The 18380-nt window shown below is 71.6% G+C and carries 19 protein-coding genes; 13 read left to right on the top strand and 6 right to left on the bottom strand.

The features are described from left to right. Nucleotides 1-14 precede the first annotated feature (14 nt). The 3 genes from BA062_RS11550 (at nucleotide 15) to BA062_RS11540 (ending at nucleotide 3440) form a co-directional block, all read left to right on the top strand. Nucleotides 15-395 carry a hypothetical protein gene (locus BA062_RS11550; protein WP_391357081.1) on the top strand — a complete coding sequence of 127 codons (381 nt, stop codon included), beginning with the start codon at nucleotides 15-17 and terminating at the stop codon, nucleotides 393-395. Nucleotides 396-543: 148 nt separating this feature from the next. After that, nucleotides 544-954: a VOC family protein gene (locus BA062_RS11545; RefSeq protein WP_110337256.1), complete on the top strand. Its 411-nt coding sequence runs from the start codon at nucleotides 544-546 to the stop codon at nucleotides 952-954. 71 nt (nucleotides 955-1025) lie between these two features. Then, a complete protein-coding gene (locus tag BA062_RS11540; RefSeq protein ID WP_110336038.1) occupies nucleotides 1026-3440 on the top strand; it encodes an ATP-binding cassette domain-containing protein in 2415 nt (804 codons plus the stop codon). 116 nt (nucleotides 3441-3556) lie between these two features. Here the strand turns inward: BA062_RS11540 and BA062_RS11535 are convergent, their stop codons facing one another. Next, entirely contained in the window at nucleotides 3557-4003 is a 447-nt protein-coding gene (locus BA062_RS11535) for a hypothetical protein (protein WP_110336037.1), read from the bottom strand. 49 nt (nucleotides 4004-4052) lie between these two features. Between BA062_RS11535 and BA062_RS11530 the strand changes: the two genes are divergently transcribed. Continuing rightward, on the top strand, nucleotides 4053-4826 hold the full coding sequence (locus tag BA062_RS11530; RefSeq protein ID WP_110336036.1) for a putative protein N(5)-glutamine methyltransferase: 774 nt from the start codon (nucleotides 4053-4055) through the stop codon (nucleotides 4824-4826). On the opposite strand, the gene BA062_RS11525 is transcribed toward BA062_RS11530, so the two are convergent. Next, nucleotides 4805-5449, bottom strand: a complete 645-nt coding sequence (locus BA062_RS11525; RefSeq protein ID WP_110336035.1) for a dihydrofolate reductase family protein — start codon at nucleotides 5447-5449, stop codon at nucleotides 4805-4807. The genes BA062_RS11530 and BA062_RS11525 overlap by 22 nt on opposite strands. 105 nt (nucleotides 5450-5554) lie before the next feature. Between BA062_RS11525 and BA062_RS11520 the strand changes: the two genes are divergently transcribed. From BA062_RS11520 to BA062_RS11500, 6 genes are all read left to right on the top strand, one after another. Next, entirely contained in the window at nucleotides 5555-6187 is a 633-nt protein-coding gene (locus BA062_RS11520) for an NAD(P)-dependent oxidoreductase (protein WP_110336034.1), read from the top strand. A gap of 80 nt (nucleotides 6188-6267) precedes the next feature. Further along, a complete protein-coding gene (locus BA062_RS11515; RefSeq protein ID WP_110336033.1) occupies nucleotides 6268-7155 on the top strand; it encodes an AAA family ATPase in 888 nt (295 codons plus the stop codon). Continuing rightward, nucleotides 7152-8561: a vWA domain-containing protein gene (locus tag BA062_RS11510; RefSeq protein WP_110336032.1), complete on the top strand. Its 1410-nt coding sequence runs from the start codon at nucleotides 7152-7154 to the stop codon at nucleotides 8559-8561. Before BA062_RS11515 ends, BA062_RS11510 begins: the two co-directional genes overlap by 4 nt. A 134-nt stretch (nucleotides 8562-8695) precedes the next feature. After that, on the top strand, nucleotides 8696-8914 hold the full coding sequence (locus BA062_RS11505; RefSeq protein WP_110336031.1) for a hypothetical protein: 219 nt from the start codon (nucleotides 8696-8698) through the stop codon (nucleotides 8912-8914). Beyond that, complete coding sequence (locus BA062_RS39795; RefSeq protein ID WP_168213926.1) at nucleotides 8848-9159, top strand: hypothetical protein; 312 nt, start codon at nucleotides 8848-8850, stop codon at nucleotides 9157-9159. Before BA062_RS11505 ends, BA062_RS39795 begins: the two co-directional genes overlap by 67 nt. Before the next feature lie 163 nt (nucleotides 9160-9322). Then, nucleotides 9323-11632 carry an MFS transporter gene (locus BA062_RS11500; protein ID WP_110337254.1) on the top strand — a complete coding sequence of 770 codons (2310 nt, stop codon included), beginning with the start codon at nucleotides 9323-9325 and terminating at the stop codon, nucleotides 11630-11632. Here BA062_RS11500 and BA062_RS11495 read toward each other — a convergent pair. Genes BA062_RS11495 through BA062_RS11485 form a run of 3 tightly spaced genes read right to left on the bottom strand, consistent with a single transcriptional unit; the run spans nucleotide 11629 to nucleotide 13558 of the window. Further along, entirely contained in the window at nucleotides 11629-12123 is a 495-nt protein-coding gene (locus tag BA062_RS11495; RefSeq protein WP_110336030.1) for an SRPBCC family protein, read from the bottom strand. The genes BA062_RS11500 and BA062_RS11495 overlap by 4 nt on opposite strands. Next, entirely contained in the window at nucleotides 12120-12440 is a 321-nt protein-coding gene (locus tag BA062_RS11490; protein WP_245959777.1) for an ArsR/SmtB family transcription factor, read from the bottom strand. Before BA062_RS11490 ends, BA062_RS11495 begins: the two co-directional genes overlap by 4 nt. 50 nt (nucleotides 12441-12490) lie before the next feature. Further along, the gene (locus BA062_RS11485; protein ID WP_146240025.1) at nucleotides 12491-13558 is read right to left on the bottom strand and encodes a coiled-coil domain-containing protein; all 1068 of its coding nucleotides are present in this window, start codon (nucleotides 13556-13558) and stop codon (nucleotides 12491-12493) included. A 155-nt stretch (nucleotides 13559-13713) separates the two neighbouring features. Here BA062_RS11485 and BA062_RS11480 point away from each other — a divergent pair, with 155 nt between their 5' ends. Then, nucleotides 13714-14517, top strand: coding sequence for an aminotransferase class IV family protein (locus BA062_RS11480; RefSeq protein WP_110336027.1), 804 nt, complete (start codon nucleotides 13714-13716; stop codon nucleotides 14515-14517). On the opposite strand, the gene BA062_RS11475 is transcribed toward BA062_RS11480, so the two are convergent. Beyond that, a complete protein-coding gene (locus tag BA062_RS11475) occupies nucleotides 14487-15659 on the bottom strand; it encodes a Cmx/CmrA family chloramphenicol efflux MFS transporter (RefSeq protein ID WP_110336026.1) in 1173 nt (390 codons plus the stop codon). The genes BA062_RS11480 and BA062_RS11475 overlap by 31 nt on opposite strands. A gap of 300 nt (nucleotides 15660-15959) precedes the next feature. Between BA062_RS11475 and BA062_RS11470 the strand changes: the two genes are divergently transcribed. Together BA062_RS11470 and BA062_RS41310 are read left to right on the top strand one after the other, a co-directional pair. Further along, nucleotides 15960-17381, top strand: coding sequence for an MFS transporter (locus BA062_RS11470; protein ID WP_245959776.1), 1422 nt, complete (start codon nucleotides 15960-15962; stop codon nucleotides 17379-17381). After that, complete coding sequence (locus BA062_RS41310) at nucleotides 17315-17920, top strand: TetR/AcrR family transcriptional regulator (RefSeq protein WP_425452912.1); 606 nt, start codon at nucleotides 17315-17317, stop codon at nucleotides 17918-17920. Before BA062_RS11470 ends, BA062_RS41310 begins: the two co-directional genes overlap by 67 nt. Nucleotides 17921-18380: the final 460 nt, after the last annotated feature.

Here is an 18380-nt window from a genome sequence, read left to right as displayed (position 1 = left end):
CTAGGGTCGGACACGTGAGCGATCTGGCAGGACCCGTTGTTGCGTCACGTGACGAATTGCGGGAGTTGCGGACACCGGTGCCGAAGCACTGTGGCTGGTGCGGGCGCAGGCTCGAGCAGAGCGGGACGGTCGGCCGCAGGCGCCGTTACTGCGGTCAGTCGTGCCGTCAGCGCGCCTACGAACGCCGCGCCGCCGTCCAGCGCACCGGCCTGCCCGAAGATGCCGTCGTACTGTCCGACACCGAGATCGCCACGCTGCAGGACCGGCTGTTCCAGCTGCGGTGCGCCGCCGAGGACGTGGTCACGGCCGCCGAGGACGGCGCGACCACGGACGAGCTCCGCCGCATGGCCGCCGAGCTGGCCAACGCCGCCCACGAACTCGAACAACTCCGCTGATCCAACATCCAGGCTGTCACGCCCAATACGTCACGGTGACGTATTGGCGGGCGCGGCCGGAGGAACAGGGGGAGTCCACCTGAACGGGCGGCGGACCGGTCAGGAATCGAGAAGCGCGGGCTCGGCGGCCGCGGATAGCGTGAGCGACATGGACATCACCATTCACTCGAGCTTCCTCCCACACGACGACCCGGATGCCGCGCTGAGGTTCTACCGCGACATCCTCGGCTTCGAGGTCCGCAACGACGTCGGGTACGAAGGCATGCGCTGGATCACCGTCGGCCCTCCCGGCCAGCCCGGCACGTCGATCGTCCTGCACCCGCCGGGCGTCGACCCCGGCATCACCGACGAGGAACGCCGCACCATCACCGAGATGATGGCCAAGGGCACCTACGGCGGCGTCAACCTGGCGACCAAGGACGTCGACGGCACGTTCGACAAGCTGCAGGCCGCCGGCGCCGAGGTGGTCCAGGAGCCGATCGACCAGCCGTACGGCGTGCGTGACTGCGCCTTCCGTGACCCTTCCGGCAACATGATCCGTATCCAGCAGCTCGCCTGACGTTGCCGTAACAGTCCGGAATCGCAGCTCGACGTACCGCTCGACACTGCCCGACCTCGATGGAGACCCCGATGACCAAGGCCCCGAGAACGAAGGCCGCAAGACCGAAGGCCCCGCAGGCGCGGCAGGCCGAGCCGCACGCCGCCGACAGCCACGAGATGATCCGCGTGCACGGCGCACGCGAGAACAACCTCAAGGACGTCAGCGTCGAGCTGCCGAAGCGCAGGCTGACGGTGTTCACCGGGGTCTCCGGGTCGGGCAAGAGCTCGCTGGTGTTCAGCACGATCGCCGCGGAGTCGCAGCGGCTGATCAACGAGACCTACAGCGCGTTCATCCAGGGCTTCATGCCGACGCTCGCGCGGCCCGAGGTCGACGTCCTGGACGGGCTGACGACGGCGATCATCGTCGACCAGGAGCGGATGGGTGCCGACCCTCGCTCCACGGTCGGCACCGCGACCGACGCCAACGCGATGCTGCGCATCCTCTTCAGCAGGCTGGGGAAGCCGCACATCGGCTCGCCCCAGGCGTTCTCCTTCAACGTCGCCTCGATCAGCGGCGCGGGCGCGGTCACCTTCGAGAAGGGCGGCCGCACCACGAAGGAGCGGCGCAGCTTCAACATCGTCGGCGGCATGTGCCCGCGCTGTGAGGGCCGGGGACAGGTCAACGACATCGATCTCACCCAGATCTACGACGAGAACAAGTCCCTCAACGAGGGCGCGGTCACCATTCCCGGCTACAGCATGGAGGGCTGGTACGGCCGTATCTTCCGGGGCTGCGGATTCTTCGACCCGGACAAGCCGATCAAGAAGTACACCAAGAAACAGCTCAACGACCTGCTGTACAAGGAAGCGACCAAGATCAAGGTCGACGGCATCAACCTGACCTATCTGGGCCTCGTGCCGCAGATCCAGAAGTCGTTCCTGTCCAAGGACGTCGACGCGATGCAGCCGCACATCCGCGCGTTCGTCGAGCGCGTGGTGACGTTCCAGACGTGCCCCGAGTGCGACGGCACCCGGCTGTCCGAGCAGGCCCGGTCCTCGAAGATCGAGGGCGTCAGCATCGCCGACGCCTGCGCCATGCAGATCACCGACCTCGCGGAGTGGGTGAGCGGCCTCGACGAGCCGTCCGTCGCACCGCTGCTGGCGGCGTTGCGCCACACGCTGGACTCGTTCGTCGAGATCGGGCTGGGCTACCTGTCGCTGAACCGGCCGTCGGGCACGCTGTCGGGCGGCGAGGCGCAGCGCACCAAGATGATCCGCCACCTCGGTTCGTCGCTCACCGACGTCACCTACGTCTTCGACGAGCCGACGATCGGGCTGCACCCGCACGACATCCAGCGGATGAACAACCTGCTGCTGCAGCTGCGCGACAAGGGCAACACCGTGCTCGTGGTGGAGCACAAGCCAGAGGCGATCCAGATCGCCGACCACGTCGTCGACCTCGGCCCCGGCGCGGGCACCGACGGCGGTCAGGTGGTCTTCGAGGGCACCGTCGAGGGCCTGCGGGCCAGCGACACGCTCACCGGGCGGCACCTGGACGACCGGGCGTCGCTCAAGCCGTCGGTGCGGACGCCGTCGGGCAGGCTCGAGGTGCGCGGGGCGGACACCCACAATCTGCAAAACGTCGACGTGGACATCCCGCTCGGTGTGCTGGTGGTCGTCACCGGCGTGGCGGGCTCGGGCAAGAGCTCGCTGATCCACGGCTCGGTGTCCGCGCGGGACGGCGTGGTGGCGGTCGACCAGACCGCGATCCGCGGTTCGCGGCGGAGCAACCCCGCGACCTACACGGGGCTGCTGGAGCCGATCCGCAAGGCGTTCGCCAAGGCCAACGGCGTGAAGCCCGCGTTGTTCAGCGCCAACTCCGAGGGTGCCTGCCCCAACTGCAACGGCGCGGGCGTCGTCTTCACCGACCTCGGGATCATGGCCAGCGTCTCCGCGCCGTGCGAGGTGTGCGAGGGCAAGCGGTTCCAGGCGGAGGTGCTGGAGTACAAGTTCGGCGGCCGGGACATCAGCGAGGTGCTGGGGATGTCGGTCGCCGAGGCCGAGGCGTTCTTCGGCGACGGCGAGGCGAAGACGCCCGCGGCACACAAGATCCTCACCCATCTGGCCGACGTCGGCCTCGGCTACCTGACGCTGGGCCAGCCGCTCACGACGCTCTCCGGTGGTGAACGCCAGCGGATCAAGCTCGCGACGCGCATGGGCGAGAAGGGCGGCGTCTACGTGCTGGACGAGCCGACGAGCGGCCTGCACCTTGCGGACGTCGAGCAGTTGCTGGGTCTGCTGGACCGCCTCGTCGACTCCGGGAAGTCGGTGATCGTGATCGAGCATCACCAGGCGGTGATGGCGCACGCCGACTGGATCATCGACCTCGGTCCGGGCGCGGGACACGACGGCGGCCGGATCGTCTTCGAGGGCACGCCCGCCGAGCTCGTCGCCAAGCGTTCGACCCTGACCGGCGAACATCTCGCGGACTACGTCGGCGCCTGAACCGAGCCTGACCTGCTTGCCCCCAAGGCCACCTTTGTTGCGTTGAGCGCACCGAAGGTGGCCTTGGGGGCCGCTCTCCCGTCACCTTGTTTCAAGTGCCGATAAGCTACATTATGTTAAGTCGCGCGTTCGAAGATCAGATCGAAGTCCTTGCGCCACGTGGACCCGCGATCCCCCGAAGCCTCCCAGCGGCCCACGATCCGGCCAGGCTCGACGTCGGCGACGAACCGCTGGAACATGTCGGGGTCCTCGCGGCTGAGCATCCACCGCGAGCCCTCGAAGGACATGGCGAAGACCCGGCAGACACCGCGCTCGTCGTGGTACAGCGCGGTGTAGGCGTCCTGGGAGTCGCTGCGACCGAGAACCAGGACCATCTCGCTCGTGGCCTCACCGGTATCGCCCTTCATCGTCCAGCGAAAGACCACGAACGCGTCGCCGAGCCATTCGACCGTCGCCGAACCGGGCACCTCCCGGTCCGGCGGCTCCAGGAACCACGCGTTCCGCATCGTCGTCCGCCACGACCCGGTCAGCACGTCCAGCCGCCGCATGGCCTCGTTGCGCATCGCCGCTCCTCACTTCGGATATGACCCACTCCGGTAGCGTCGCTCCCCAGTGAACCTTTCCGCTGTCGTCACCGCCCTCCGCAACGCTGGGTGCGTGTTCGCCGAGGACGAGGCCCGCCTGCTCACCGCGGCGGCACGGACGCCCGGGGAACTCGCCACGCTGGTTCGCCGGCGCTGCGCCGGTGAACCGCTCGAACAGGTCGTCGGCTGGGCCGAGTTCCGCGGCCTGCGCATCGCGCTCGAACCCGGCGTGTTCGTGCCGCGCAAGCGCACCGAGTTCCTCGCCGAGCGGGCGGCCGCCCTCGCCCGGCCCGGCGCGGTGGTCGTGGACCTCTGCTGTGGTTCCGGCGCCGTCGGTGCCGCGGTGGCCGCCGCCGGACCGATCTCGCTGATCGCCGCCGACATCGATCCCGCCGCGGTTCGCTGTGCGCGCCGCAACCTTCCCGCCGGCGCGCGGGTGTACGAGGGCGACCTCTTCGACGCACTGCCCACTCCCCTGCGCCACCACGTCGACGTCCTCGTCGCCAACGTGCCGTACGTGCCCACCGGCGCGCTCTCCCTGCTCGCGCCCGAGGCGAGGCTGCACGAGCCGAGGATCGCGCTCGACGGCGGCGCCGACGGCCTGGACGTGCTGCGCAGGGTCGCCGCGGGCGCTCCCCCGTGGCTCGCGGCCGGTGGTCACCTGCTCATCGAGACGAGCGAGGAGCAGGCGCCGGTGGCCGTCGAGGCGTTCGCGGCGGCGGGACTGCGACCGCAGGTGGCCACCTCCGACGACACCGCCGTCGTCATCGGCGGGAACGTTCACCTTCGCCAGAACAGATGATGGGTCACCCCGCTCGGGCTGGGTACGACCTCCAGGTGATACCGGTCCAGCAGCTCGTCGGGTGACTCCCAGAGCCGCACGCCGGATCCCAGCTCCACCGCCGACACCGCGACGTGCAGGGTGTCGACGAGGTCGGCGTCGAGGAACTGCCGGATGGTGCTCGGTCCCCCACCGAGCCGGACGTCCTTGCCCTGCGCCGCCTCCCGCGCGAGCTCGAGGACCGTGGCCGGATCGCCGTCGACGAAGTGGAATGTGGTGTCGGAGAGGGTGATCGAGGGACGCTTGTGGTGCGTCAAGACGAACACCGGAGTGCGGAACGGAGGCTCGTCGCCCCACCAGCCACGCCATTCGTGGTCCCGCCAGGGGCCGCGGTGCGGGCTGAACTTGTTGCGGCCCATGATCTCGGCGCCGATGTTGTGGGCGAAGTCCCGCGTGAAGTAGTCGTCGAGGCCGCGGCTGCCGCCGGGGTCGGTCCGCATGGGCCAGCTCGCCGTGGCCCCCGCCCACGCGAACATGTCCCCGGGATCGACATCGCCGAACGGTCTCTCGAGGCTCTGGTTCTCACCGGCGGCGTATCCGTCGCGCGAGACGTTGAAGTTCTGGACTCTCAGCAGCTGATTCACAGGCTTCCCTTCTGCGGTGTGCTGACGGGCAGACTCCGGGGGCCGGGAAAACTCATCGGCGCTACCCTGGTGAGTAAGTACTCACCAACCCCAGGAGGAGTAGTCATGAAGCTGACGATCTTCGGCGCGACGGGCGGCACCGGCAGACAGCTCGTGCGGCAGGCACTCGACACGGGGCACTCCGTCACCGCGGTCGTACGCGACCCGGCCAGGCTGCCGGTCGATCACGAATCCCTGGTGGTCGAGGCCGCGGATGTCACCGATCCCACCGCGCTGCGCCCGCTGGTGGCGGATCGCGACGCGGTGCTCTCCTCGCTCGGTGCGGGCAGCCGCAAGGGCGCCGGGATCGCCACGGCGGGGACCAGGGCGATCCTCGGGGCGATGGCGGATACGGGTGTGCGGCGGTTCGTGGCCGTGAGCGCGATGCCGGTCGGTCCGGTCCCGTCCGGCGAGAGCGTGCTGTTCCGAGGCCTGCGCCGGGTACTGCTGGCGGCTCTCAAAGACGTCTACGCCGACCTCGCCCGGATGGAGGACGAGATCGCGCGCAGCGACACGGACTGGACGGTGCTGCGGCCGCCGCAGCTCACCGACGGTCCGCTCACCGCCGCCTACACGCGCGAGATCGGCGCCAACGTGGCGAGAAAACACCGGATCTCGCGTGCCGACCTCGCACACGCGATGCTGGCCGCACTCGACGACCCGGTCACCATCCGCAGGCCGGTCGGCGTGGCGGGCTGACGTGACCTGAGCCACCCGAGGGCGTCGTGCTGTCTTGGCGTGACGACAATGAGCGGATCCACTCGTCCCGGGGAGGGCTCGTGCAAGAACCGCTGTTCGGCTCGGTCGACGAGGTCGTCGAGCGACTGGCCGGGGCAGGTTACCTGGCCTCGACCGCCGTGGCCACCACCGTCTTCCTCGCCGACCGGCTCGGCAAGCCGTTGCTGGTCGAGGGTCCCGCCGGCGTCGGCAAGACCGAACTGGCCCGCGCGCTCGCCACGGCCACGGACAGCGAGCTGGTCCGGCTCCAGTGCTACGAGGGCATCGACGAGTCAAGGGCGCTCTACGAGTGGAACCACGCCAAGCAGCTGCTGCGGATCACCGCGGCGCGGGACGAGGGCTGGCGGGAGACGCGCGACCACGTGTTCAGCGAGGAGTTCCTCCTCCCCCGGCCCCTGCTCACGGCGATCCGCAACCCCGAGCCGACAGTGCTGCTGATCGACGAGACCGACAAGGCCGACGTCGAGATGGAGGGCCTGCTGCTGGAGGTGCTCGGCGACTTCCAGGTCACGGTGCCGGAACTCGGCACGATCACCGCGGCGCGCAGGCCGTTCGTGCTGCTGACGTCCAACGCCACCCGTGAGCTGTCGGAGGCGCTCAAACGGCGCTGCCTGTTCCTGCACCTGGACTTCCCCGCGCCGGACCTGGAACGGGACATCGTGACAATGCAGGTGCCCGGGCTCGACGCCGCGCTCGCCGAGTCGCTCGTGCGCGTCGTGGGCGCGCTGCGGGAGATGGACCTGCGCAAGGCCCCGTCGATCGCCGAGTCCGTCGACTGGGCGCGGACCCTGCTCGCGCTCGGTGCCGACAGCCTCGACGAGGATATCGTGGAAAGCAGCCTCGGCGTGATCCTCAAGTACCAGTCCGACCACCGCAAGGCGGCCGCCGAGCTGCGTCTCGACCAGCTGCTGGATCCGGCGTCGCCGTGAACACCGAGGTGCTGCCCACGCGGCTCGTCGACTTCGTCGGCGCGCTGCGCGAGCGCGGGATCGAGGTGGGGCCGGGCGAGACCGTCGACGCCGCGGCCGCGATCGGCGTGCTCGGCCTCGCCGACCGCGCGCAGTTGCGGGAGGCGCTGGCCTCGACGGTGCTGCGGCGCTCGGGGCAGCGAGGTGTCTTCGACGCGGTGTTCGACCTCTACTTCCCCATCGCCGTGGGGTCCGCGGAGTCGGCGGCCGAGCGACCGTCCGATGTGTACGAGCTGCGGGACGCCCTCGTGGCCGCGCTCGCCGAGGGTGACGACGCGCGGCTGCGGGCCCTCGCGGCGGCCGGGGTGGAGGCGTTCGGCCGCTACGGCGATGTCGGCGAAGGTGGCAGCGGCGGCAACGGCACCGGGTCACGGCGGCTCAGCGGCTGGTCGGCGTACCAGACGCTGGGCGAGGTACGCCCGGACGCGCTGCTGAACCGTGTGCTGGCCGCCATGCGGACGGCCCGGCCCGACGACGGTCACGGCGGGTTGGGTGAGGCGCTCGCGGGGCGCGAGGCCCGCTCCCGGCTCGCGGCGTTCCGGGAGCACGTGCAGGCGGAGGCGCGGCGCCGCACCGCCGAGCTGCGCGGCCGAGAGCGGATCGCCCGGCACGCCGTGGCGCCGCAGACCGAGCTCGTGACGTTCACGAGCGCGAGCAGGGAGCAACTGGCGGCGATGCGGCGCACGATCCAGCCGTTGTCCCGCAAGCTCGCGACACGGCTCGCCGCTCGCAGGCGGCGAGCCAGGCGCGGGCAGATCGACCTGCGCCGGACGTTGCGCCGCTCGCTGGCCACGGGCGGCGTGCCGATGCGCCCGGTGTTGCGCGCCCGGCGGCCGGGCAGGCCCGAGCTGGTGGTGTTGTGCGACATGTCGGGGTCGGTGGCCGGGTTCGCGCAGTTCACGCTGCTGCTCACGCAGGCGCTGGCCGACCAGTTCAGCAAGATCCGCAGCTTCGCGTTCGTGGGCCTGACCGACGAGATCACCGAGCTGGTGAGTGCGGGCAGGGACGAGCCGGAGGGGCTGGCCACGCGGATCCTGTCACAGGCCAGGGTCACCAGGTGGGGCATGAGCAGCGACTACGGCGAGTCGCTCGGCAGCTTCGTCGAGGAGTTCTCCGACGCGCTTGGTCCGCGCACGAGTGTGCTGATCCTGGGCGACGGCCGCACCAACTTCGGCGATCCCAATCTCGGGGCGTTGCGCCGGATCGCCGAGCGTGCGCGGCACGTGTACTGGCTCAACCCGGAGGGGCGGACGTTCTGGGGCACCGGGGACTCGGCGGCGCTGCGGTACGCGGAGCTGGTGCCGATGTACGAGTGCCGCAACATCCGGCAGCTGTCGCGGTTGGTGACGGAGCTGCTGCCCGGGTAGCAGCTCCGTCACCGCGGGAACGCCCGGGTCTCCCCCGGCACGGATTCAGCCCGTGGCCCTGACGATCTCGCACAGGCTCGTCCAGTTGTCCTTGCCGTGGCCCGCGGCGGAGGCCGTCAAGTCCCACTACGACCGTGCCATCGCCGCTGGCCGGCTTCCGCGCGCTCGGGGACCGCTGGGGCACGGCCGCCGCGCTGGCGGACGGCGCGGGACACCTGCTCTCGCTGGGCGAGCTGGACGAGTCGGAGCGGGCCGCTCGGGAGTCCGCGGAGCTGTTCGGCGAGCGGTGGGTTTCGTCGCCGAGCAGCGCGGTGACGCCGAGCCGGCCGAGTCGAGGCACCAGGCCGCGCTGACGGCGGCGCAGCGGGTGGGCGATCCGCGGGCCATCGCGCTGGCGCTGGAGGGGCTGGCCGGTGCCGCCGCGCCCGGCGGCGAGCACGCCCGCGCGGCACTGCTGCTCGGCATGGCCGAGGCCGCGCGCCTCGGTGGGCGCGCCCCTGCCCATTGCGGAGCGTCACGATGTCGCCCGGACCACGGCCTCGGCCACGGCCGCCCTCGGTGTGGAGAGCTTCACTCGCGAGGCTCGAAGGGGCGTTGACCTGGGCCTGAGCGGAGTGCTCGACGTGCTGGGCGACACCCCGGCGCAGATATGTAGTTGCAGCACACAAGTTTTCTGCGTTACCGTGGAGAGAAATCCCGCAGTCTCTCTCGACAAGGAGCTCACTACGTCCGCGCCCGTGCACGCCCCGGCCACCGAGCCCATGACGCATCGGCAGATTCTGGAAGCCTTCACCGGTCTGCTGCTCGCGCTGCTCGTGGCGATCCTCTCCTCCACGATCGTCTCCAACGCGCTGCCGACGATCCTCGCCGATCTGGACGGCACCCAGAGCCAGTACACCTGGGTCGTCACCGCGATGCTGCTGACCTCCACGGCCACCACGCCGATCTGGGGCAAGCTCTCCGACCTGTTCAGCAAGAAGCTGCTCTACCAGCTCGCGATCGTGATCTTCACCGTCGGCTCCGTGCTCGGCGGCTTCGCGCAGTCGATGCCCGAGCTGATCGGCTACCGCGCCCTGCAGGGCATCGGCATGGGCGGCCTGCAGGCGCTCATCCAGGCCGTCATGGCCGCGATGATCGCCCCCCGCGACCGCGGCAAGTACTCCGGCTACATCGGCGCGGTGTTCGCCGTCGCCACGGTGTCGGGCCCGCTGCTCGGCGGCGTGATCGTGGACTCGGCGCTCGGCTGGCGCTGGTGCTTCTGGGTGTGCGTGCCGATCGCGATCCTCGCGTTCATCGTCCTCGGCCGGACGCTGCACCTGCCCGTGCTCAAGCGTGACGTCAAGATCGACTGGCTGGGCGCGACCCTGATCGTCGGCGGCGTGGCGCTGCTGCTGATCTGGGTGTCGCTGGCGGGCAAGAACTTCGCGTGGTGGTCGCTCGAGACGCTGTGGTTCATCGGCGGCGCGGTCGTGGCACTGGCGCTGGCCCTCGTCGTCGAGGCCAAGGTTCGCGAGCCCGTGGTGCCGCTGCGGCTGTTCCGCAACAGCACCTTCTCGCTCGCGGTGCTCGGCACGCTCGCCGTCGGCACCGCGATGTTCGGCGGCGCCGTGTTCCTCGGGCAGTACTACCAGATCGCCCGCGGCTACTCCCCCACGCACGCCGGCCTCATGACGCTGCCGATGGTGCTCGGTCTGTTCCTGTCCTCCACGATCAGCGGGCAGATCGTGTCCCGCATCGGCCGCACCAAGCCGTTCCTGATCGGCGGCTCGGTGCTGCTCGTCACCGCGCTGTTCCTGCTGAGCACCATCGACCACACCACCAACCTCACACTGATGGGCTGCTACCTCGCGCTGATGGGCATCGGCGTGGGTGCGCTCATGCAGAACCTGGTGCTGGTCGCCCAGAACACCGTGGGTATGCGCGACATCGGCTCCTCGACCGCGGTCGTGACGTTCTTCCGCACCCTCGGTGGCTCGGCAGGCGTGTCCGCGCTCGGCGCGGTGCTCGCCAACGAGGTCAGCGGCGGCAACGGCGGCGCGGGCGGCGGATCGCTCGACCTCGCCGCCCTGCCGCCCGAGGTGCGGGAAGCCGTCCGCGCCGCCTACGGAGACGGCACCGGCACGATCTTCCTCATCTCCGCGATCATCGCCGTGGTGACGCTGCTGGCGGTCCTGTTCCTCAAGGAGACCCCGCTGCGCAGCACCCTCGACACGGGCACGGAGCCCACGCCGGAGCCTGCCGCGGAGCCGGAACCGGCGGCGCGGCCCGCGGTGCTCGCCGAGGGCGCGCCGCTCGCCATGTACGGCGTGGTCACCGCGGGCGGCGATCCCATCGGCGGCGTGTCACTCACGCTGACCGACGGCAGCGGGGCCCAGGTCGACCTCCAGCGCAGCGACCCCACCGGCAGCTACCTGGTCACCGCGCCCGCGTCGGGCCGCTACGTCCTCATCGCCGCCGCCGAGCACCTGCAGCCCGTGGCCCACACCGTGGAGCTGACCGGCTCACCGGTGCGCAGGGACGTCGTCCTGTCAGGTGCGGGTGCCGTGAGCGGCCGGATCCGCGGTGCGGGCCACCGGGCGGTCGGCGGCGCGACCGTCGTGCTCACCGACGCCCGCGGCGACGTGCTCAGCTCCGGGCTCAGCGGCGGAGACGGCTGGTACCAGTTCCCCGACGTCATCGGTGGCAGCTACACCCTCGCCGTCACCGCCCAGGGCTACCGGCCGCAGGCCGTGCCGGTCGCCCTCGTCGACGGCGAGCAGCTCACCCGGGACGTCGAGCTGGCTCCGGCCGGGCAGGTGCTCGGCACGGTCCGCTCCGGGCTGAGCGGGCAGGCCGTGGCCGAGGCGCAGGTGACCCTGCTCGACGCGGAGGGCCAGGTGGTGGGCGTGACGCTCACCGACACCGAGGGTGGCTACCGCTTCGGCGACCTCGGCACCGGCGAGTACACGATCATCGCCACCGGCTACGCTCCCGCCACCGCGCAGCTGACCGTCGCGGGCGAGGGCACCGAGCGGCAGGACGTCGAACTCGGCTACAGCACCGACTTCGACCGCCACGACACCGGGCGCTAGGAGTACAGGGAGGCGAGGTGGTCGTAGTCGGGCTCGCCCGGCTCGCCACCCGCCAGGTGCGTGCCGAGGGCGTCGAGCATGACGTGCCAGCCGAGGCAGTAGTGCACGGCGGGCTCGGGGCGTACGGGGCGGTGCAGGAGCACGAGCACCGTGGCGTCGTCCTCGGCCCGCAGCTCCCACCGCACCACGGAGTCCTCCTCGCCCGGCCACGACCACGAGTGCTCCAGCACCCTCGGCGGCTCGACGGTGACGACGGTGCCCTCCGCGCGGCCTTCCTCGCCGAAGTCGTAGACCGCGACGCCGCCCACCCGCGCCTCGAGGGTCACACCCGGCAACCAGCGACCCTGCTCGACCGGGTCGACCAGAGCCCGCCACACCCGCTCCGGCGCGTGGCGCAGGCGGCGTTCGAAGCGGATCTGCCAGGCGCCGTCCCGGCCGAGACCGACGGTGCCTTTCACGTCGTCGAGCGGGGCTCTGCCAACGGAACTCATTCGGGTACCTCCGGGTGCGCGTCGAGATGGGCTTCCAGTGCGTCGAGCCGGCCCGCCCAGTAGCCGCGCATGCGCTCGACCCAGCCGGTGACCTCCGTCAGCGGCCCCGGGTCGAGCCGGTAGATCCGGCGCTGGGCGTCCTGTCTGCACGTGACCAGGCCGGCTTCCTTGAGCACGCGGAGATGCCGCGAGACGGCGGGTCTGCTCACGTCGAACTCGGCGGCCAGTTCCCCCGCCGTACGCTCGCGCGCCGCGACGAGCTCCAGCACTCTCCGGCGATGTGGGTCCGCCAGTACCGCGAAAACGTCCGTGGTCACAGCGCTTATGTAACCACGCATTTACGTAACCAGCAACTGACATCAACCGCTCACGGCTTCGGCTGCTCATCCCCGGCAGGCGGGTCGGGGACCGCCGGTGCGGCGAGCAACCGGTCGACCCTGGCGTGGGCCTGGGCGAGCTGCTCCCCCAGTTCGGCGAGCCGTGCCTCGTGGCCGGAGAGCGACTGCTCCGCCGCGTGCGCCTTGGCCTCCGCCAGCCGTGCCGCGGTGCGTTGCTCGGCGAGCTCGCCGAGGGTGCGGTCGAGCTGCTCGCGCTGCGCGGTGTTCTCCCGCCGCGCCTCGGCGAGGTCCTTGCGGGCGTGCTCGAGCGACGCCTCGGTGGCCGTCAGCCGTGCTGTGGCGGCTTCCAGGCGTTCGCCGGCGAGGGTGTGGGCGCTGACCAGGTCCCGTAGTTCGTCCCGCGCCGTCTCCAGCTGGTCGGCGAGCGCGGCCCGGCCGTCCCGCGCCTCGTCGAGCTGCTGCCGGGCGGCCCGGAGCTGGTGGGCCAGCTCGTCACGGGCCTGCGCGCTCGCCGTGGCGGCCGACTCGGCGGCACCCCGCGCGCGTTCGTGCTGCGCGATGCGGGCCCAGGCATCGCGCTGAACCTGCTCGGCCTCGGCCGCCGCCCGCTGCGCCGCCTTCTCCGCCTCGGCTCGCGCGGCCTTGTCGTCCCTGGCCTGCGCCAGCGCCCGGTCCCTCGCGCGTTCGGCCTGCTCGGCCCGGCGCAGTGCGTCCTCGGCCTCGGCGCGTGCCGCCGCCGCCTGCTCCTCGGCCTGCCGCACCTGCGCCACGGCGCCCTGCTCGGCCGCCTCGAGCCGGGCCGTCATGTCCCCGAGCGCCTCCAGCACGGGCCCCGCTACCGGGCCGAACAGCTCGGCGGCCCTTCGCAGCTCCACCAGCGGGTCCACCACCGCCGCGGTCTGGGCCGCCCGGCGCTGGCGCGACGCCGCGTCGGCGTGGGCCTTGCAGCAGTACGACGAGGGCCGCCCGCCCTTGCGGCGCCCGTTCTCGTCCACCGACGGAGGCGGCAGCGGGTTGTCGCAGCCCTCCAGCGCGCACACCGGCTCCGGTTGCGCGGTTTCCCCGGTCTCCACGTCGCTCACCAGCTCGTTTTCCACACAGCAAGTTTCGCGCACGCGATACTAAAACTGCTATCACGACACGCGAATCAGCGAAAAGATTCGAACGAGATACTCCGTGATAATGCCTCTTATCACGGAGTGCTCCCGGGAGACTTGACCTTGACACCGATGTAAGCGCTGAGCGTGCGGCCATGACCTCCTTCGTCGCCCACCGCAACGGCCGGACCGCGACCGCCGAGGACGTGACCCCGCTCGCCTTGGCCGGGTACGCCCACTTCACCGCTCTGCAGGTGCGCGGAGGGCGCGCGCGTGGCCTCGATCTCCATCTGGCGTGCCTCCGCAGGGCGTCGGTGGAGCTGTTCGGCCGGGCGCTGCCCGACGCCGTCGTGCGCGCCAGGCTGCGGACGGCCGTGGAGGACGGCCCGGCCGATGCCTCCGTGACGGCCACGGTGTTCTCACCGGAGGGCGAGTTCACCGCCGCCGACGCGGAGGCCGGTCCCGAGCTGCTGGTGCGCACGGGCCCGGCCTCCGCGGGGCCGGCCGGGCCGCTGGCGCTGCTGCCGGTGCGGCACGAACACGTGCTGCCCCACATCAAGCACGTCGGCGAGGTGGCCAAGACGTACTACCTGCGCCGGGCCGTCGCCGAGGGTTTCGACGACGCCGTGTTCGCCGACCGTCACGGACGGCTCAGCGAGGCCACGATCTGGTACCTCGCCTTCTGGGACGGCGACACCGTGGTGTGGCCCGAGGCGGACGTGCTTGCCGGCACCACGATGGGCATCGTCCGCAGGCAGCTCGACCGGCTCGGCGTGTCGCAGCGAACCGCTGCCGTCACGCCCGCCGACGTTCCCGCGCTGGCCGGTGCCGCGGTGCTGAACTGCTGGACACCCGGCGTCGCCGTGAACCGGATCGGATCCGTGGCGCTACCCGAGGCACCGAGGTTCCTGGAACTGTTGCACGAGGCCTACGCCGCGGAACCGCTCACCGCCTTGTGAGACCGCCGCAGGCCCGCGGCGAGCGCGCCGCACAGCAGCGCCGCCGCCACCAGCGCCGCGCTGACCCAGATCGGCGAGCGGTAGCCGAGGCCGCTCGCGATCACGATCCCGCCGAGCCACGGCCCGAGTGCCGCACCGACGTTGAACGCCGCCGTGGCGAATCCGCCGCCGAGCGTGGGTGCCTCCGGTGCCGCGTAGAGCACCTGGGAGATCAGCGTCGAGCCGACGGCGAACGACAGCGTCGCCTGGACGAACAGCAGCACGAGCGTCGCCGTGGGGCTGGCGGCCACGAACGCGAACAGCGCCCAGCCGGCGAGCAGGGCGAGCCCGCCCGCCATCAGCAGCGGCCGCGGCCGCGTGTCGGCGAGCCTGCCGCTGAGAGTCACTCCGGCGAAGGAGCCGATGCCGAACACCGCCAGCAGCAGCGGAACCCAGCCCGGCGTGAACCCGCTGACGTCGGTCGCCAGCGGCGCGAGGTAGGTGAACGCACAGAACGTCGCCCCGTTCACCAGTGCACCGAGCAGCAGGGTCACCAGCAGGCGCGGACGGCGCAGCGCCCGCAGTTCGCGCCGCGCGCTCGGCGTCACGTCCTCGCCCGCACCGGCCGGAACCGAGCGCAGGATGGCGAACACCGCGGGTACCGACACGAGGGCCACCGCCCAGAACGCCGAGCGCCAGCCCCACAGCTGTCCGAGCAGCGCACCGGCGGGCACGCCCGCCACGCACGCCAGGGTGACGCCGCCGAGCAGCGCCGACGTGGCCCGCCCCTTGGCGCCGGGATCGACGAGCCTGGTCGCCGCGGCCAGCGCGACGGCGAGGAACCCGGCGTTGGCCAGCGCCGCGAGCACCCGGGTCGCGAGCAGGATCCCGAAGCTCGGGGTGAGCGCGCCGATCACGTGCACGAGGACGAAGGCGATGAGGAACGTCAACAGCGCGCGGCGCGGCGACCAGCGCAGGCTCACGATCGCGAGCAGGGGTGCACCGACGATCATGCCGACGGCGAAGACCGACGTCAGCGATCCCGCCACCGGGACCGACACCCGCAGGTCGGCGGCGATGTCCGGCAGCAGGCCGGACAGCATGAGCTCGGACGTGCCCTGGGCGAACACCGCCAGTCCGAGCAGGTAGATGACAAGAGGCACAGCAAGACTCCAGACACACGGAACGCGGCAGCGGGCACAGCGAGATGCCCGCTGCCGCGGAAAAGGGATCAGTCCGATGTCGAGCGCGAAACGGTGGCGGCGGTCGCAGACGGCGACGGCACGGGAAAGGCCACCGGCGCGCCGGTGGCTAGAGTCTGGATGCCTCGGGACTGGACATGAGCACAAGCTAGCGACGACCGCCGGGGCGGGTCCACCGGATTATCGGTCCCGGCCTTGGACAGGGCGGTGAACACACGTTTACCATCACGGTGGTAAACATTGGTTCACCCCTGGAGCCACGTGACCGACCAGCCCGTCTCCCGCCCGCGCCTGTTCGTCGCCACCCTCGCCTTCGGCGGCGTCGTCGTCGCATTGATGCAGACGATCGTCGTCCCACTGCTGCCCCTGTTGCCCGGCCTCACCGGCGGCTCCCGATCCGACGTGAGCTGGCTCGTCACCGCCACGCTGGTGACCGGCGCGGTCTGCACACCACTGCTCGGCCGGGCGGGCGACCTGTACGGCAAGCGCCGGATGTTGCTGCTCAACCTCGGGTTCATGATCACCGGGTCGATGCTGTGCGCGATCAGCTCGGAGCTGCCGGTGCTCATCGCGGGCAGAGCGCTGCAGGGCACGGCGATCGCCTTCGTGCCGCTGGGGATCAGCATCATGCGCGACGAGCTGCCACCGGAACGCGTCGTGTCCGCGATCGCCGTCATGAGCTCCACCATCGGCGTCGGCGCGGCGTTCGGCATGCCGTTCTCGGCTCTCGTGGTGCGCTACGCCGACTGGCACACCATGTTCTGGGTCTGCGTCGCACTCGGAGTCGGCGAGGCACTGCTGGTGCTGCTCGTCGTGCCCGAGTCTCCCGTACGCGCCGGCGGCCGGTTCGACATCACCGGTGCGCTGGGACTCACCGCGATCCTGGTGTGCTGCCTGCTGGCCGTGTCGAAGGGCGGCACCTGGGGCTGGACGGCGGCGATCACGCTGGGTCTGTTCGCCGCGGCCGCGGTGCTCACCCCGGTCTGGTGCCTGCACCAGCTGCGCACGCGGCACCCGCTGGTCGACCTGCGCGTCAGCGCACGCCCGACGGTGCTGTTCACCAACCTCGCCGCCCTGCTCGTCGGGTTCGCCTACTACGCCAACTCGCTGTCCACCGCACAGCTCGTGCAGGAACCGGCCTCGACCGGCTACGGGCTCGGCGCGTCCGTGGTGGTCAGCGGGCTGTGCCTGCTGCCGGCCGGGGTCACGATGGTGCTGCTGTCCCCGGTCTCGGCGAGGTTGTCGGCCGCCAAAGGCCCCCGCTGGACACTGGCGGTCGCGTGCACCCTGCTCGCCCTCGGCTACGTCGTGCGCCTGTTCACGAGCGAGAACCTCGCGACGATCATCGCGGGCGCCACCGTGGTCGCGGCGGGTACCGCCGTGGCGTACTCCGCGTTGCCCGCCCTGATCGTGCATGCTGTGCCCGTGACCGAGACCGCCGCGGCCAACGGGCTCAACGTCCTCATGCGCTCCATCGGCCAGTCCGGGTGCAGTGCCGTGGTCGGCGCCGTCCTGGCCGGCGTCACCGCCACCCACGCCGGGCACACCGCCCCGACGCTGAACGCCTACCTGCTCGTGTTCGTCCTCGCCGGGGCGGCGGCACTCGCCGCGCTGGTGTGCACCCTGCTGATCCCCGGGCCGGCACGGCAGCCGACGCCCGCGCTGGTGGAGGCTGCCGCGTGACCGCGTCGGACTCCGGGCGGGGCGCCATCCTGCGGGCCGCGCGCAAGGCGTTCGCCCGGCAGCCCTACGCCGCGGTCACCCTGCGCGACATCGCCGCCGAGGCCGGGGTCAGCGCGTCCCTGATCGTCAAGCACTTCGGCAGCAAGGAAGGCCTGTTCGACACCGTCGCCGACTTCACCGGAGCGGCCGACGCCCTGCTCGCCGTGCCCAACGCCGGACTGGGCAGGCATCTGGTGCTCACGCTCGTGCGCTACCGCCGGGAACAGGGCAGCGACCTGCTGGTACGCGTGGTGTTCGCGGCGGGAAGCGGCGACGAGCGCGCCCTGCTGCGGGAACGGTTCCGCGAGCAGGTGACCGACCGGGTCGCGACCCGACTGGCAGGCCCCGACGCAGGCCTGCGCGCCGAGCTGGTGATCGCGCACCTGCTCGGGCTGGGCGCGGTGATGGCCGTCGACCGCGAGGGCCTGGCCGCGACCGTGGACCCCGAGCGGATCGCCGACCACTACGCGCCCGGCTTGCAGGCGCTCATCGACGGGTAGCGGGGCCCGGCCCGCGCGCAATGCCCTGCGCACCAGCCACACCGCCACCCCCGCCGCGGCGAGCACGGCCACGGCCGAGAGGCCGAACCACTGGGCGAGCGAGTCGTAGGCCGATGCCGCCACGTAGCCGAGCGTCGCGAGCGCGCCGCCCCACAGCGCCGCCACCGGCACACTCACGGCGGCGAAGCGGCGGTAGTCCATGCCGCCGTACCCGGCGAGCCGCGGCGTCAGCGTCCGCACCACCGCGAACCACTGCGCCACGCCGAGCGCGGCCACTCCCCTGCGCTCCAGCAGGCCGAGCGCGCGACGGCGCGGGCCGTGCAGCCGCCTCGGTGTCGGCAGCGCACCCTGCCTGCCGCGCAGGTACGCCAGCTGGGTGCCCGCCACGGCGGCCAGCGCCACGGTCGCCGCCGCGAGCGCGGGCTCCGCGAGGCCACCCCTCGCCAGCACCCCGATCGCG

The organism is Prauserella flavalba, from assembly GCF_003202235.1.
Classification (GTDB): domain Bacteria; phylum Actinomycetota; class Actinomycetes; order Mycobacteriales; family Pseudonocardiaceae; genus Prauserella_A; species Prauserella_A flavalba.
This window is presented reverse-complemented; position numbering and strand designations above follow the sequence as displayed.